We start from the raw sequence: 15,408 nt of genomic DNA on the forward strand, positions 1-15,408 counted from the left end.
TGTCCACGCCCTTTTTCAGAATATAGGCACCCAAGCTACAAAGCGGTATTTTTTACCTAGGTTGGGACGGGTTGCCTACTTCTCAAGATACAAGGTTGGGTTGAAGCATGAAACCCAACACCCCGATGGGTTACGCTACCGCTAACCCATCCTACAAATAATTTTGCCTCCCTACTTAGTGATTAAATTCTCGACTTAGTAAGCGTCCTGTAGTTCGTAGAATTCGGGAGAAACGTAATCTTTGCGTAGAGGCCAACCGACCCAATCTTCCGGCATTAAAATCCGTTTCAGGTGGGGATGTCCTTCATAAATAATGCCGAACATATCATAACTTTCTCTTTCTTGCCAGTCAGCCGCTTTCCAAATCCAGTAAACCGAAGCAACCCGGGGATTATCTCGAGGAAGAAAGACTTTTAAGCGCACTTCCACGGGACTATCGACATTATCGGTTACTTTGACCAGATGATAGAAACTAACCAATTCTTTCCCCGGTCCCAAATCGTAAGCGCCCTGACATTGGAGATAATTAAAACCATAAGCGTATAAAGCAGTGGCCAGAGGAATTAAAAAGTCTGGTTCTACTTTAATCAATTCCACACCACTATGGTCAGCTTCTAAAGCTTGATGCTCAAAACCATTTTCGCTTAACCAAATCGAAGTGGGGCCAGCTTGCACAATAGCTGTCGTTTCTTCAGTCATTTAGATTTCTTCCTTTTGTTTCGTGGTCAAAAGAGCGGGGGGAACAGGCATACCAGTGGCTTCTAGTAACTCTTTCGGGGGTGCTTGACGGGTGGCCGATTGTAGATATTTACCTGTGAGAATCGGTTCTGTGGCCTGCATTTTGTGGGTGGTGCTGTAATAACGATTGGTTTGCTGGAGGACAGTCCCACGTTCTTGAATAGATTCGTTAGCGACTTTTTTCCGCAGTTTAATAATCGCGTCGATAATCGCTTCTGGACGGGGGGGACAACCGGGTATATAGACATCCACGGGGATAAGTTTATCTACCCCTCTGACTGCGGTGGTGGAGTCACTGCTGAACATTCCCCCCGTAATCGTACAGGCACCCATGGCGATAACGTATTTAGGTTCTGGCATTTCTTCATACAGACGCACCAAAGCGGGGGCCATTTTCATGGTGATTGTACCGGCAGTGATGATTAAATCGGCCTGCCGGGGACTAGAACGGGGAACTAAACCAAAGCGATCAAAATCAAAACGGGAACCAATCAAGGCCGCGAACTCGATAAAACAGCAAGCTGTACCGTATAGCATCGGCCAAAGACTTGACAAACGCGCCCAGTTATACAGGTCATCAACGGTGGTAAGGATGACATTTTCCGATAAATCCTGGGTAACTTTGGTGCGTTCGATGGGATTGAGGATTTTTTCGCTTTGTTGTTCGATAATTTGCTTAAATTCGCTGGTAGGGTTGGGACTCATCCGGTTATCCTCTCATGAAAAGTCAAAAATAAGGAAAATTATGGCCGTTATGACCATTCTAAGGCTCCTTTCCGCCAAGCATAGACGAGAGCAACCACAAGGATAGCAATAAAGATCAATGCTTCTACAAAAGCTAATAGGCCCAATTGATTGAAAGCTACTGCCCAAGGGTAGAGAAAGACGGTTTCCACGTCAAAAACCACGAAAACGAGGGCAAACATATAATAACGAATGTTAAACTGAATCCAAGCACCGCCGATCGGTTCCATCCCCGATTCATAGGTGGTACGTCTTTCTGGACCGCCACCACTAGGCCGCAGGACTTTGGAGGCAGTTAGGGATAGGATTGGTACTAAACTGCAAGCGAGCAGAAATCCTAGAAAATACTCGTAACCTTTGAGGACAAACACTGGGTTTTTTTTCTCCTTATTCGCTATCGACAGGGGAAGTTGTCGGCATCTCTATGGGTACTTATTATAGAGGCTTTAGCAACCCGTCTCCTTCTCAAAAGCAGCATTGAAGATGTTTATCGATACCATTAGCTAATCGTCGGGTCAAACTTCGCTTCTGTCCGTGCTTTGCTCTTAACTCTGACGGGGTGACAAGGAAATGACCATAATGGACTGCTGACTATCCAGATTACTCGTTAAGACTGCATGGGAGTGCCAGAATTGCCAGTCCGAGCATTTGTACTAAAATTTCCCATAGGCAGTCTAAATTAGGAGAAATGCTGTCAGACCCACTATACTTTGTTAATGCACCCGCTCAGAAAAGCGATCGCTTTATTTTGGCTCCGGGAAATGGACTTGCGATCAAGTATATCAGGATGGATATTTTTTTACCGTTGAAAAGGGTTAATTAGATTTAATTTACTAAGCCAATTAAAATAATCAATTTTGTTTCATTGATCTTAACCAAGTTTCTGACATAACTATCTCCTCAAAGTTGAGTAGCTTGTTTATGAAGCCAACTTTTCAGACTTTTATACGCTGATAACCACATTTGGTTCACTGCTGGAATAACGCATATTTATCAAATTTTGACTAGGTTTTTCTACTATATTAATCCATTTTCTCACCTCTGGAAAATTTTGAACTCTCGAATAGAGACGATTATGACGTTTTAAAGCAGTTGTCAAACTGTGACCCGGATTAGTTATAGTATGTCCGGGGTTATTGGAATCAGTTTTCCATTCTTGACTGGATACCGAAGCTAAGATCATAGATTTCAGAAAACATTCGATCGTAATACCTCCAAAGTGCATAGCAGCTATTTTCCTATTAGATTTACAAAGTATTTCTGTATCTTGATGACGTTGTAAAAAAGCTGATTGGTAATCTTCCATCCCTAATTATCTATTCGCTAGAGTTAATACCTGTGAATAAGTTTTTTTTTAGCTGAGGATTAAACAAGGGTACTTTATTAGACAATAAAGCACCCTTTTAATTTAGCTTAGAACTCTCCTTTTAAAGCGGCATTACAGCGCTCACAAATAGTGGGATCATCGGCAAATTTTCCCACTTGAGTCGAATAATTCCAACAGCGATCGCATTTTTCTCCGTCCGCTTTGACAATTCCCACCGAAACAAAGTCCGATTCTCCTTTATATTCGGCGGTTTGAATTGCGCTAATATCACTAACTAATTCCACTTGAGAAGAGAGAAATAGATAACGCAATTCATCGACTTTATTCCCCGTTAAACTATCACAATTGTTGAATAATTCTAGCTCCTGTTGTAAGGTTTCATCGGGAACATAAAGTAAAACTTTTGCCTCTAAAGAAGCACCGATCGCTTGATCATTTCTGGCAGTTTCCATCACCTTATTAACTTCGGTGCGTAGCTGCCGGAATTTCGCCCATTTATCGGCCAATTCGCGATTATTCCAAGCAGGATTGATGTTTAGCCATCCTGACTCAAATACCGATAAATAAGGAGTTTTATAGGGGAGAAATTGCCAGATATCTTCCGCTAGATGAGATAGGACAGGAGCGATCGCTTTAGCGAGATTTTCTAAAGCAATAGCATAAACTGTTTGACAACTGCGACGACGGAAAGAATTAGGATCAGAAATGTATAAACGATCCTTAGCGATGTCGATATAAAAGTTAGATAAATCGACAACACAAAAATTCTGTACTGTCTGGAAAAAGCGGAAAAATTGGAAACTTTCAAAAGCTGCCGTAACTTCCGTAAACACTTCCGAGATACGATGTAACATATAGCGATCAATCTCCGGTAGGTCTTCATAAGCTACCGCATCTTTAAGGGGATCAAAATCATTTAAACTCCCCAGTAAAAACCTGGCAGTATTACGGATTTTATTACGGATATCTACCAACTGTTTAAGAATATTTTGACCGATATTCACATCATTGGTATAGTCCACTGAGGACACCCATAACCGAATCACATCCACCCCATAAGCGGGTTCTTTTTTCTGGTCTTTACCACCACTAATGATCACATTGGGATCGATGACATTACCCAGAGATTTACTCATTTTTCGTCCCTGTTCATCCAAAACAAAACCGTGAGTTAACACCGTTTTATAGGGAGCAATACCATTAGCAGCCACACTGGTTAATAAACTCGATTGAAACCATCCCCGATGCTGATCCGATCCTTCTAGATACATATCCGCAGGATAACTTAATTCTGGTCGAGCATTAGCCACCGCATTCCAACTAGAACCAGAATCAAACCACACATCCATAGTATCCATTCCCTTGCGATAACTGCGACCATTATTGCGATAACTGGGAGGTAACAATTCCTCTACGGATAACTCCCACCAAGCATTAGAACCCTTGACTGCGAAGATAGCTTGAACGTGATTAATCGTCTCCTCCGTTAACAGAGGTTCATTCGTTTCTTCGTCATAAAAAACAGGAATAGGAACCCCCCAACTGCGCTGACGAGAGATACACCAATCGCTTCTTTCACTAACCATAGAAGTGATGCGATTCTTACCCGTTGCAGGAATCCAACGCACCGAATCAATTGCGTCTAAAGCTAATTCCCGGAATCCTTCCACGGAAGCAAACCATTGTTCTGTTGCGCGGAAAATTGTCGGTTTTTTGGTTCTCCAATCGTAGGGATATTTATGCTGATATGCTTCTTCTTTGAGTAAGGCACCCTTTTCTGTCAGTGCTAAAATTATTGCTTCATTAGCATCTTTCAAGACATTTAAACCCGCAAATTGTCCCGCTTCTGCGGTGAAATTTCCCTTATCATCCACGGGAGAAAGTATCGGTAAACCGTAACGTTGTCCGACGATATAATCCTCCTGACCATGGCCAGGGGCCGTATGAACTAATCCAGTGCCGGAATCAGTGGTGACATAATCCCCACCGATGAGAATCGCACTTTCTCTGTCAAACAAAGGATGACGATATTTAGTATGTTCTAATTCCAGACCTTTAACCGTTGCTTTAATCGTCAAAGTTGTGTTAAAAGTGTCGGCCAATTTTTCGACTAAATCCGTCGCTACGATTAGATAATTAGACTCGCTAGTTTCCACCACTGAATAGTTTAATTCTGGGTTCAATGCGACGGCCAAATTCCCGGGTAAAGTCCAGGGGGTAGTCGTCCAGATAGCCACGGATAAATTAGGCAAAAATGGCGTTAAAACCGGGGTTGAAACTGACGTAATTGGAAAAGCAACATAGACACTGCGGGAAGTGTGACCTTCGGGATATTCTAATTCGGCCTCAGCTAAAGCGGTTTGAGAACTAGGACTCCAGTGAACTGGTTTTAGTCCCCGATAAATATAACCTTTTAGGGCCATTTTTCCGAATACGGCAATTTGAGCGGCCTCGTATTCAGGTTTTAGGGTTAAATAGGGATTTTCCCAGTCTCCCCAGACTCCATACCTTTTGAAACCTTCACACTGTTCTTTTTGCGTTTGAAGGGCAAAATCGTGGGCTTTCTGACGTAATTTCAAAGGGGTTAGACCCTCTTTTTCTGAGCTTTTGAGACTTTGTAAAACCTTTAGTTCGATCGGCAACCCGTGACAATCCCAACCCGGCACATAGCGCACTTTGTAGCCTTGCAGCAGTTTATATTTATTGATAATGTCTTTGAGAATTTTATTTAAAGCATGACCGATATGCAGGGACCCGTTAGCGTAGGGGGGTCCATCGTGGAGAATAAATAATTCTTTGGGGTTATTTTGCGCTAATTTCTCATATATTTGCTCATCTTGCCAGAATTTCTGGATTTCTGGCTCACGTTTGCTGGCATTTGCTCGCATATCAAAGTCAGTTTGAGGCAAATTAACGGTATCTTTGTAACTTTTAGCGTTGGACATTCTGGCAAACCTATGGATATCAATCGTTTTTGGGATTCATTCCTAAATAACGTCCCTTTGAGAGTCGTTATCTCTATTCTGTCACATAACTGTAATACAAATATTACAAGTGACAATCATTGATCTATAAGTCTAGCGAGATTGAGTCCAAGAGCGATGATTCCGAAAGGCTATAATTTAGTTATTCGAGGATAGGGAGCATGGGGACGATGGTGACGAATCCTAATTTTTTTTATGTCTCTCCAGAAGTGTATCTAGAAGGGGAAAGAGTCAGTCCCATCAAGCACGAATACCGAAAAGGACGGATTTACGCAATGGTAGGGGCAAAAAAGCCCCATATTGTCTTAAATACAAATATAGCTACTTTATTGAGTATCCATCTCGATGATAGTCCCTGTCTTGTTCTCACTTCCGATATCAAAGTCCGGTTAGAGGAGGCAAATTGTTATTATTATCCCGATATTGCGGTGGTTTGTGACGAGAGAGAGATTAACAATACTGATGATTTTATTCTTTATCCCGTTCTGATTATTGAAGTATTATCGAAATCGACGGAATCCTTTGATAGGGGTGATAAATTTAGCGATTATCAAACCTGTCCCACCTTAAAAGAATACATTCTTATCCATCAAAACCAGAGGAAAATTGAATGTCACCGTCGCGAGGATTCGGGAGTTTGGCAAGAACAGATCTATGAAGCGGGAGATGAGGTAGAATTTGCCAGTGTAGGATTCCGGGGATCGCTCGCTTCTATCTATCGCAAAGTCCCCGGTTTGGTATAATTGCCATTCTTTTTTGACTTCACTTAATTATACTAAATCCGTTGAGTAACGCACAGAAAACGGGTTTCTCCGAGAAACGAAACCCGTTTTCTGCTCATGCACTCATGCAAAAAGGGGAATAAATAATCAGTCTTTAATAACCAGATTTAGTATTACTGTCATAATCTTTATCAAAAAAAGAGGAGAAAAAAGCAATTTTTGCCCTTCTCTCCTCCAGTCTAGCGATTAGTTACATTGAAACAGCAGTGAGTAATTTTTAATTACTATTCACCGCTTTAGTAAGCACCGTTATTTTTGGGAAAAACCACAACACCGATAGTTCTGAAGATTACCCAGATATCAGTTAACCAGTTACGCGAATTAACGTAATACACATCCATCTGCACCCGCAGGGGATAGGGTATGTCATTACGTCCCGAAACTTGCCATAAACCAGTCAAACCGGGGCGAATAGTTAAAACTTTGTCGATGCGATTGCCATATTTCTGCAATTCTTCGGGAACTAAAGGCCGCGGACCGACGACGCTCATATCTCCTCGCAGGACGTTCCAGAATTGGGGAAACTCGTCTAAACTGGTTAAGCGGAGAAATTTGCCAATCCAAGTTATGCGAGGATCGTCCTTAAGCTTGAAATTATCCTCGAATTCCGCCCGCAGTTGGGGAGAGTCTTCCATCAGTCTCTCTAATACCTTATCCGCATCCATTACCATAGTACGGAATTTAATACAGTTGAAATGCTGGAAGTTTTGACCGACGCGCTTCTGCACATAGAAGACCGGACCGGGGGAACTAATCGCGATCAATAAGGCTAAGATTAAATAAAGCGGCGAAAAGAAAATTAGAACCGATAGGGAGAAAACGATATCGAATAATCGTTTTGAGGTATCGCCGTCTAAAGCTATTAACCAAGATTTTTGATGCCGTCTACCAGAGACCGAAGGTTTGAACCCTCGCTTCATCAAAGCTTGTAGAGCCTTGACGGAGATAAGTTGGCTATTAGCAGTCATCTTACTCCTTCACATCACACACACCACACAGTACCCATGATAAAGCCACAAGACCGAAAAAACAAGTCTTCAGTCCAATAAATGGCACTGGCAATTTTAGAGCCTTTGTACTGAAAAATCTCTAATTAGGGTTTGCTGAAAAAGTTTGTTGGTGGGGTTAGGAGTCAGTAGTCAGAATTCAGGAGATTATTTTTATTTATTCTCCCCGCTCCCATCTCCCCCGCTCCCCTGCTCCCCGCTCCCCTGCTCCCCGCTCCCCTGCTCTCCTATACCTTTTAAACAGGATTTAGTATTAAGCTAAGACGTATTTAAACCGCTTATTCTTAGATTAGCCGAATCTCCCCCCCTTGCCCCCCCGACGTGGTAGGGGGGTGTTGCCCTTTGCAAGAGTGCAAGAGTGCCTCTTGCCTCGTCTCAACAAGCAATTTAAATTACGAACAGCTTATAGGACGTTTTTGAACCACCAAAAATTAATTATGCAAGAGTTCTAATCAATAAAAGGGCATCATTTGCTGATGCCCTGTGGCTGAATATTTAAGTAGTTACAGATTTGATCCTAAGGATGAAGTATGCTCTTGTCTGCGCTCGTCTCCTGACTCGGAGAATTCTGAGTCCCGAAAACGAAAACTTTATACTTGATCATTAAGATAAATCCCCTGCTTAGGCAGTGCGTTTTTTCACACTACCTAGTTCTCGAATGCCTAACCAACCGATCAAACTATAGCAAATCGATAGCAACATACTTTGAATACCAATTCTTAACCACTGTTTCAAAGCCTCCAAGTTGGCTTGGCTTTCTGCCTGTTTTCGCCGCTCTTGCAGCTGAGTTTGTAGCTGATTTTTGATCTCATCTAATTTCTGTTTAAATTCCTTCGGGCTTTTGGATAAATCGCGTAAATTAGTTAATTGCTCTCTTTGTTGACGAAGGGTTTGTAACTGTTCCGTGTTGATCGGTTGTCCTTGGAAACGACCAGTTTCAATCACTTGAGTTCTCTGAGAGATCTGCTGGTCTAATAGTTGGGGATTTTGCGATAGCGTATTTAACTGGGCTAAGAAAGCTTGAATTTGTCCCTCCCCCTGGTCAACACCCTGTTCAATTTGAGTCAAAGCGTTGTTTTTAATCTGGTTGATATTGTTGATATGAACAGGAATCATCAACAGAAAAACTAAGCCTAACAGTGTGGAAAGAATAAAGATCGGCCAACGCAATTCAAAGCGTGATTTTCTAGGAATGACATCTCTATTGTTAGCGTCAATCCAGTAAGCGATTAAAACGAGAACGATACCCAGAAGAGGAACAATTCCTCGATCGACAAAGGTGGTGACGAAACCTACCTGCCATTGGGATTCATTAAATCGATAGGGCAGCGGTAGGATAAACGCATCCAAAAGGAAGGAAATAATGAAAACCAATCCCGTTAATTTCAGGGACAAAGAAGTAAAACTGTTCATCGCTGTTTCTGTAATGGTATGTCAATGAATAGATTCATTAGTCTGTTTAAAAGTTCTCGCTGGGGGTTCCCAGAAGGATTTTGCCGAGAGGCACTCTGACAAACTGCAATTTCTAATTAACTTTTGCTCAACCTCCCGCTAAACCCTACGCTAAATCGTTCTGCTTGTCAACCTCTTTCGAGAATCGACTCTAGAAATATTACCTCAATATGGCATCGGTAAACCTATCCCTGTCAAAGAATAAAATTTTCCCAAGCTCTCAGACGAGGTTTTCCCCAGATCTCTTCCCTAAGACAGAGACTGTCAAAGAATAAAATTTTCCCAAGCTCTCAGATGAGTCCTCAATGGTTAGCCTATAGTAAAGACAGCCCCCCTGAGTTGATAACAAAACCCATGCAGAAATTGGTGGAAGTTTTAGCTGATAAACAAGCTCTGATCGCAAAATCTCTGGCGCTGGTTCTGGAAAAAATCACAACCGGCCTCGACCAACAGGATTATTTTACGATCGCTCTTTCTGGCGGTAGTACCCCGAAACCTCTCTACGAAGCTTTATCCTCTCAACCCCTCGACTGGTCAAAAATTCACGTTTTCTGGGGAGATGAACGCTACGTTAGTCCCGATCATCCCGACAGTAATCAACGCATGGCCCGATTAGCATGGCTCGATCGCATACCGATCCCGGCCACTAATATTCATCCTATGCCCACGGATGAACCCGATCCCCACCTGGCCGCCCAAAAATACGATGATCATCTCCGCCAATGGTTTGGGGTCAATTCTCCCGATTTTCCCGTTTTTGACCTGATTTTATTAGGAATGGGCGATGATGGTCACACCGCCTCTCTCTTTCCCCACACGGCAGCTTTAACGGTGAGCGATCGCTGTATCACCGTCGGCGAGAAAGACGGCAATCCCCGCTTAACTTTTACCGTTCCCCTGATCAATCAGGCCCGTTGTGTGATCTTTATCGCTGCCGGCGAAAGTAAACGCCCCGCTCTACATGAGATTTTCTCTGCCTATGGTGACTCTTTCTCCTATCCTTCCCGTCTCATCCACCCCCCGGCCGGGGAATTATATTGGTTGCTCGATGCGGCCGCTGGTTCCTCTTTTGTCTAGAGAATAGGGGAATAGGGGAATGGGGGAATGGGGGAATGGGGGAATGGGGGAATGGGGGAATGGGGGAATGGGGGAATTTCAACTAAAACCCCAACACCCCAAAACCCTAACACCCCCCGCAACGCGCACGCAGTGACCACCCCAACACCCTAAAACCCCAACACCCCAACACCCTAAAACCCCAACACCCCAACACCCTAAAACCTAACCCCTAATCTGCTTTTTTACTTTTTACTTTTTACTTAAAAATGATCGTTTGTCCCAATTGCGAACATATTAACCCCGATGAGGCCAGTCAGTGCGAGGCCTGTTATACCCCCTTACCGCGGATGTCTTCCTGTCCTAGTTGTGGGGCAACCATCCAAACTGATGCTACTTTTTGCGGTCAGTGTGGCTACAATTTACAGCCTAATTCCGTTCCCATGGTGGCAGCCGAGGCCGAATCGGAATCGGAATCGGAACCTGAACCCGTCCCACCGGTCCCCACAGCCACCGGCGCCTCGATCGCACCTCCTCCTGTTGCCCCCCCACCGGTTCCGGCTGCCACCCGCTTACAGACGGAAATGGCTAGTCTCCAGCACCTACAAACCGATAGCAAAATTGAATTACCCCTACATCTATCGGTAATTCATGTCGGCAAACCTAACGATCGCATTCCCCCCGATATCGATGTTTCCGGTTTTCCCGATTCTGATATCGTCTCCCGGGTTCATGGCGATATCCGCGTCGAAGGGGGCATCTATTACCTTGAAGACAGCGGCAGCGCTAACGGAACCTACGTTAATCACAATCCCCTACCCCCCGGCAATCGTCATCGTCTTCGGGCAGGCGATCGCATTTCCCTCGGTAAAGGGGACAAAATGACTTTTATTTTCCAAATGTCTTAAAAAAGGTTAGGGGGTTAGGGATTTAGGGTGATAGGGAAATTTCAGCTAAATTCCCCATTCCCCCACTTCCCACTTCCCCACTTCCCACTTCCCCACTGAAAATTATGCGTACAAATTGGCGAATCGGCTCTTTATTGGGCATTCCTCTCTATATTGATTCCTCGTGGTTTTTGATTTTGGCTTTTGTCACCCTGATCAATGCCACCGATGCAGAAATTCAGTCTCTGGCTGGCCAGAGTTCTGTTTTAGCGTGGTTACTTGGTTTAATCATGGCTTTATTGCTATTTATCTCGGTTTTACTCCACGAATTAGGTCATAGTTTAATGGCTCGGTCGCAAGGCATCGAGGTCAATTCCATTACCCTGTTTCTTTTTGGGGGAATGGCCTCGATCGAGCGAGAATCTCGGACTCCTCCGGAGGCCCTGCAAGTAGCGATCGCTGGACCCCTCGTCAGTTTTCTCCTGTTTTGTCTCCTATCCCTAGCCAGTCACTTACCCTATTTAAACGCTAATTTAACCTATATATGCGGGCATTTAGCGATAATTAACCTGTTTTTGGCTCTATTTAATCTTATCCCCGGTTTACCCCTCGATGGCGGTCAAATTTTCAAAGCAATGGTCTGGCAAGCAACTGGCGATCGCTGGAAGGGTTTACATTGGGCTGCGATCAGTGGTCAATTCATCGGTTGGTTAGGGATTATTTTGGGGATTTTCTTGGTTCTCTTGACGGCAGCTGTGGAGGGTGCTTGGTTAGGATTAATGGGCTGGTTTATCCTCAGAAATGCCCGCGCCTACGATAATTTAACTAATTTACAGGAAAGTCTCCTCAATTTGCAAGCGGGAGAGGTGATGAGCAGAAATTTGCGGGTTTTAAACGCCCATCAAACCCTAGAGGAATTCGTCCAGGAATACGTTTTAGACCGAGCGGCTGCCAATACTGCTTATTTTGCCGCTTCCGAGGGACGTTATCGGGGATTAATTCGGGTGGAAGATTTACAGGCGATCGAGCGGAGTTTCTGGTCAGAAAAACAACTGCTTGATATTGCCCATCCCCTCACGGAAATTCCCACTGTTGAGGAAAAAACCCCCTTAGTGACGGTGGTGCAAAAATTGGAAACCATCCCAGACCGCATGATCACGGTGTTAACACCAGCCTCCGCCGTAGCGGGAGTGATTGATCGCGGCGATATCCTCAAGGCAATTGCGATTAAATACCAACTTCCCCTAGAGGAAACGGATATTAAACGCGCTCGCGAGGGAGTTTACCCCAGTTATTTGCCCTTAAATGTCATTGCTGCCGCTCTCGACAAAAGCGAACCGCCAAAAATCGGCGAACCTTCCTTAATGTCCTGACCTAGAGAGGATGGACGATAATAATCTTGAATATGGCTAATCCGAAAATTTCCTCGCTGGTTAACCTGCCACAATTTCCCCGCTTCCACATCTAAACAACTTAACCAGCCTTTACCGTAAGCCCAAGTATCGATACAAATGGCATGGCCGAGATTAACTGGTTTACCGCTTTTTTGGCTGGTATGGCCGCAAATCATGGTTTTTCCCGAACTATGGGCGGCGGGGTATTGAAATTTCTCCCAAAAGAGTTTGTATTCTGGTTGTCTGGCCAGGGGTAGATGGGGATCGAGATTAGCGTGAACAAATAAATGATTTGCAGTTTCGTAGCTATTTATACAGACTTTTCCTAAAAAATCCCAGTGGGATTCGGGAATTTTAATCAGTTGGCCTTCGCTATAGGATTTTAGAGTAGCTTTACCGCCTTTTTCTAACCAGAGACGCTGTTTGAGGGGGTTGTGACGGGCCTGTAGCATGATAATCTCGTGATTACCCTTGAGGGGAATCAAATTTCCCTGTTTATGTAGGGAAATAAGGCGCTCGATCACCCCTTTCGAGTCTCTGCCCTTATTAACGTAATCACCGAGGGTGATTAAAGTATCTTGCGGTTTGGGATTGACGATCTCTAGCAAGTGATCTAGAGCTTTCGAGCAACCATGAATATCGCCGATCGCTAAGGTTCGCATGAGGATTTGGTAGGGGATTAGGGCATAGGTACAGGTAAGAGTATTAAAAAAATCTGTTCATGACAGACAGCGATTATCGGTGATCTTGCTTAGGGTAACAAAAAGGCTTACAGTAAAATGTACCATAAATTATCAAATCTACTAAATTAATTAAGCTGTGCCGAAAGTTGTTATTGCAGGTAACTGGAAAATGCACAAAACCCAGAGAGAAGCTTTGGAGTTTTTGCAAGATTTTAAATCCCATCTAGAGGAAACTCCCGACGACCGAGAAGTGGTTCTTTGTGCGCCTTTTACAGCTTTAGCTGTCCTCTCTAAAACCCTCCACGGCGGTCGTATTCGCTTGGGGGCGCAAAATGTCCACTGGGAAAAATCGGGGGCTTATACGGGCGAAATCTCGGCGGATATGTTAACCGAAATTGGGGTTCACTATGTGGTTATCGGTCACAGTGAACGCCGGCAATATTTCGGCGAAACCGATGAAACCGTCAATTTAAGGGTTATATCTGCCCAAAAACAAGGTTTAATCCCGATTATCTGCGTGGGAGAAAGTAAAGCCCAAAGAGATGCCGGAGAAACGGAAAAGGTAATTATCAAGCAAATTCAAGGGGGTTTAGTCAATGTTGACCAAAAAAACCTCGTTATCGCCTACGAACCCATCTGGGCGATTGGCACGGGGGAAACCTGCGAAAGCGAGGAAGCGAACCGCGTTATCGGTTTAATTCGGCAACAATTAGACAATCCCGAAGTCACCATTCAGTACGGTGGTTCTGTAAAACCCGATAATATCGATGAAATTATGGCTCAATCGCAGATAAACGGGGTTTTAGTCGGTGGGGCTAGTCTAGACCCCGCCGTATTCGCTAGGATTGTTAATTATCGTTAATCGATGCTGCTGCCATGACGCGATTTTCCAAAACCCCGATGCCTTCTATTTCCACCCGAACCTGATCCCCCACCTGCAGCGGTCCGATTCCTTCGGGAGTTCCCGTTAAAATCACATCCCCCGGCAGCAGGGTCATCACTTGGGAGATATAAGCCACCAAGACATCGGGGGGAAAGACCATATCGCTGAGATAACTGCTTTGTTTGGGGTCGCTGCCATCATTGAGAAAAGTGGTTAATTGCGCCCCGATACTCAATTCCCGGACAATCCAGGGGCCGAGGGGACAAAAACTGTCAAATCCTTTCGCCCGCGTCCATTGGCTATCTTTTTTCTGTAAATCCCTAGCGGTGACATCGTTAGCAATGGTATAACCCCAGATTTTGCTTCTGGCTTGGGCTGTGGTGCAGTTTTTGGCGGTTTCTCCGATAATTAATGCTAATTCTCCCTCATAATCTACTCTTTCCGATTGGGGCGGATAGAAAATCGTTTCACCATCGCCGATAATTGTCGTCGGTGGCTTGAGAAATAAAAGCGGTTCTTCTGGTACAGGTGTTCCCATCTCGGCGGCGTGGGCGCGGTAATTTTTGCCCACAGCAATAATTTTCGACGGGAAACAGGGGGCTAATAGTTGGTAGCTATCAGGTTCTAATTCTAGTTTGGTTAGTTGCCCTCCTTGCCAGGGAGGGGCATCAAAGACAGCAACGCTACGGTTTAGCTGTAACAGTCCGTAGAAGATTTGTCCTTGACGATGTTTCACTCGTACATAGCGTTGCGCCATATTTTTCTGGGAATGACTAGCGATCGACTCTCGGATAGTAGTATGATCATATATCCTTGCTTCTTTATTAAAGGCTAGAGAGTTATTAAAATCAATTAACCTCCGGTCTTGACAAAGAAGCCTTCTAGTCCATAAGGATTCTGAGATGAGCAATAACTACGAAACTCTTTACATTCTCCGTCCCGATTTAGGGGAAGAAGTCGTTCAGCAACAAGTGGAACGTTATCGAACTCTGATTAGCGAACACAGCGCCACAGACATTCAAGTTAAGGTGTGGGGTAAAAAACGTCTGGCCTATCCCATCAAAAAACTCAATGATGGTGTCTATGTGCAGATGAATTATCAGGCAACCGGCAAACAAGTCGCCCCCATGGAACGGGCCATGCGTTTAAGTGATGAGGTTATTCGTTATTTAACCCTAAAACTCGATCGCGTGGTAGCCCCCCCTGCCGATTTATCTCCCCTAACGGAAATTCCCCCCTCTCCTATCACCGAAGCGGTGGTGGAAGATGACGGTATCTCCGCTGAAGATTAATTATAGTCTCAACTGTGTCGGGTCAATGCCCAATTCCCGTAATCGAGCAAAAGCGCGATCGCGTTCTTGTTGTGCTTGGTTGCGTTCTTGTTGTGCTTGGTTGCGCTCCTCAAAGAGGGTTTCAGGGTCTTTAAATCGTTCCCCATTGGGATAAAAGACCTCTAAACCCTCTTCAAACA

15 protein-coding genes and 1 pseudogene are annotated in these 15,408 nt (G+C 44.3%); 6 read left to right on the top strand and 10 right to left on the bottom strand.

The window, feature by feature from the left end; genetic code table 11:
* Positions 1-195 precede the first annotated feature (195 nt).
* The 5 genes from EWV66_RS07800 to ileS form a co-directional block, all read right to left on the bottom strand.
* Entirely contained in the window at positions 196-699 is a 504-nt protein-coding gene (locus EWV66_RS07800; RefSeq protein WP_002760978.1) for an NAD(P)H-quinone oxidoreductase subunit J, read from the bottom strand.
* A complete protein-coding gene (gene ndhK / locus EWV66_RS07805) occupies positions 700-1,443 on the bottom strand; it encodes a photosynthetic/respiratory NAD(P)H-quinone oxidoreductase subunit K (protein WP_002760976.1) in 744 nt (247 codons plus the stop codon).
* A gap of 47 nt (positions 1,444-1,490) precedes the next feature.
* A complete protein-coding gene (gene ndhC, locus EWV66_RS07810; RefSeq protein ID WP_002739390.1) occupies positions 1,491-1,853 on the bottom strand; it encodes a photosynthetic/respiratory NAD(P)H-quinone oxidoreductase subunit C in 363 nt (120 codons plus the stop codon).
* 572 nt (positions 1,854-2,425) lie between these two features.
* Complete coding sequence (locus EWV66_RS07815) at positions 2,426-2,788, bottom strand: hypothetical protein (RefSeq protein WP_052276372.1); 363 nt, start codon at positions 2,786-2,788, stop codon at positions 2,426-2,428.
* Positions 2,789-2,895: 107 nt separating this feature from the next.
* Entirely contained in the window at positions 2,896-5,754 is a 2,859-nt protein-coding gene (ileS, locus tag EWV66_RS07820; RefSeq protein WP_287107581.1) for an isoleucine--tRNA ligase, read from the bottom strand.
* Positions 5,755-5,963: 209 nt separating this feature from the next.
* Between ileS and EWV66_RS07825 the strand changes: the two genes are divergently transcribed.
* The gene (locus EWV66_RS07825) at positions 5,964-6,536 is read left to right on the top strand and encodes a Uma2 family endonuclease (protein WP_052278426.1); all 573 of its coding nucleotides are present in this window, start codon (positions 5,964-5,966) and stop codon (positions 6,534-6,536) included.
* Between the two features lie 275 nt (positions 6,537-6,811).
* Here EWV66_RS07825 and EWV66_RS07830 read toward each other — a convergent pair whose 3' ends face one another.
* Both EWV66_RS07830 and EWV66_RS07835 read right to left on the bottom strand, forming a co-directional pair.
* The gene (locus EWV66_RS07830; protein ID WP_002760967.1) at positions 6,812-7,543 is read right to left on the bottom strand and encodes an undecaprenyl-phosphate galactose phosphotransferase family protein; all 732 of its coding nucleotides are present in this window, start codon (positions 7,541-7,543) and stop codon (positions 6,812-6,814) included.
* A 660-nt stretch (positions 7,544-8,203) separates the two neighbouring features.
* Positions 8,204-8,995, bottom strand: coding sequence for an HpsJ family protein (locus EWV66_RS07835; RefSeq protein WP_052276374.1), 792 nt, complete (start codon positions 8,993-8,995; stop codon positions 8,204-8,206).
* 393 nt (positions 8,996-9,388) lie between these two features.
* Between EWV66_RS07835 and pgl the strand changes: the two genes are divergently transcribed.
* The 3 genes from pgl (at position 9,389) to EWV66_RS07850 (ending at position 12,350) form a co-directional block, all read left to right on the top strand.
* Positions 9,389-10,111 carry a 6-phosphogluconolactonase gene (gene pgl, locus EWV66_RS07840; protein ID WP_287107580.1) on the top strand — a complete coding sequence of 241 codons (723 nt, stop codon included), beginning with the start codon at positions 9,389-9,391 and terminating at the stop codon, positions 10,109-10,111.
* Positions 10,112-10,359: 248 nt separating this feature from the next.
* The gene (locus EWV66_RS07845) at positions 10,360-10,998 is read left to right on the top strand and encodes a double zinc ribbon and FHA domain-containing protein (protein WP_072925276.1); all 639 of its coding nucleotides are present in this window, start codon (positions 10,360-10,362) and stop codon (positions 10,996-10,998) included.
* Between the two features lie 104 nt (positions 10,999-11,102).
* Positions 11,103-12,350, top strand: coding sequence for a site-2 protease family protein (locus EWV66_RS07850; protein ID WP_052276375.1), 1,248 nt, complete (start codon positions 11,103-11,105; stop codon positions 12,348-12,350).
* Here the strand turns inward: EWV66_RS07850 and EWV66_RS07855 are convergent.
* On the bottom strand, positions 12,269-13,033 hold the full coding sequence (locus tag EWV66_RS07855; RefSeq protein WP_052276376.1) for a metallophosphoesterase family protein: 765 nt from the start codon (positions 13,031-13,033) through the stop codon (positions 12,269-12,271). The genes EWV66_RS07850 and EWV66_RS07855 overlap by 82 nt on opposite strands.
* 157 nt (positions 13,034-13,190) lie before the next feature.
* Here EWV66_RS07855 and tpiA point away from each other — a divergent pair, with 157 nt between their 5' ends.
* Positions 13,191-13,916 carry a triose-phosphate isomerase gene (gene tpiA / locus EWV66_RS07860; RefSeq protein WP_072925269.1) on the top strand — a complete coding sequence of 242 codons (726 nt, stop codon included), beginning with the start codon at positions 13,191-13,193 and terminating at the stop codon, positions 13,914-13,916.
* On the opposite strand, the gene EWV66_RS07865 is transcribed toward tpiA, so the two are convergent.
* Positions 13,903-14,694 carry a fumarylacetoacetate hydrolase family protein gene (locus tag EWV66_RS07865; RefSeq protein ID WP_052276377.1) on the bottom strand — a complete coding sequence of 264 codons (792 nt, stop codon included), beginning with the start codon at positions 14,692-14,694 and terminating at the stop codon, positions 13,903-13,905. The two genes, tpiA and EWV66_RS07865, sit on opposite strands and share 14 nt — an antisense overlap.
* Positions 14,695-14,839: 145 nt before the next feature.
* Here EWV66_RS07865 and rpsF point away from each other — a divergent pair, with 145 nt between their 5' ends.
* Positions 14,840-15,229 carry a 30S ribosomal protein S6 gene (gene rpsF / locus EWV66_RS07870; protein ID WP_004161283.1) on the top strand — a complete coding sequence of 130 codons (390 nt, stop codon included), beginning with the start codon at positions 14,840-14,842 and terminating at the stop codon, positions 15,227-15,229.
* On the opposite strand, the pseudogene EWV66_RS24045 reads toward rpsF, so the two are convergent.
* A pseudogene (locus EWV66_RS24045) lies at positions 15,230-15,408 on the bottom strand (Uma2 family endonuclease); the annotation flags it as partial.

It is taken from the genome of Microcystis sp. M_OC_Ca_00000000_C217Col (assembly GCF_007095585.1).
Lineage (GTDB): Bacteria > Cyanobacteriota > Cyanobacteriia > Cyanobacteriales > Microcystaceae > Microcystis > Microcystis panniformis.

Bases quoted from the DNA above. Each gene is read 5' to 3' on its own strand.
- EWV66_RS07800 (WP_002760978.1), bottom strand. From the start codon at position 699: ATGACTGAAGAAACGACAGCTATTGTGCAAGCTGGCCCCACTTCGATT.
- ndhK (WP_002760976.1), bottom strand. From the start codon at position 1,443: ATGAGTCCCAACCCTACCAGCGAATTTAAGCAAATTATCGAACAACAA.
- EWV66_RS07815 (WP_052276372.1), bottom strand. From the start codon at position 2,788: ATGGAAGATTACCAATCAGCTTTTTTACAACGTCATCAAGATACAGAA.
- ileS (WP_287107581.1), bottom strand. From the start codon at position 5,754: ATGTCCAACGCTAAAAGTTACAAAGATACCGTTAATTTGCCTCAAACT.
- EWV66_RS07825 (WP_052278426.1), top strand. From the start codon at position 5,964: ATGGTGACGAATCCTAATTTTTTTTATGTCTCTCCAGAAGTGTATCTA.
- EWV66_RS07830 (WP_002760967.1), bottom strand. From the start codon at position 7,543: ATGACTGCTAATAGCCAACTTATCTCCGTCAAGGCTCTACAAGCTTTG.
- EWV66_RS07835 (WP_052276374.1), bottom strand. From the start codon at position 8,995: ATGAACAGTTTTACTTCTTTGTCCCTGAAATTAACGGGATTGGTTTTC.
- pgl (WP_287107580.1), top strand. From the start codon at position 9,389: ATGCAGAAATTGGTGGAAGTTTTAGCTGATAAACAAGCTCTGATCGCA.
- EWV66_RS07845 (WP_072925276.1), top strand. From the start codon at position 10,360: ATGATCGTTTGTCCCAATTGCGAACATATTAACCCCGATGAGGCCAGT.
- EWV66_RS07850 (WP_052276375.1), top strand. From the start codon at position 11,103: ATGCGTACAAATTGGCGAATCGGCTCTTTATTGGGCATTCCTCTCTAT.
- EWV66_RS07855 (WP_052276376.1), bottom strand. From the start codon at position 13,033: ATGCGAACCTTAGCGATCGGCGATATTCATGGTTGCTCGAAAGCTCTA.
- EWV66_RS07865 (WP_052276377.1), bottom strand. From the start codon at position 14,694: ATGGCGCAACGCTATGTACGAGTGAAACATCGTCAAGGACAAATCTTC.
- rpsF (WP_004161283.1), top strand. From the start codon at position 14,840: ATGAGCAATAACTACGAAACTCTTTACATTCTCCGTCCCGATTTAGGG.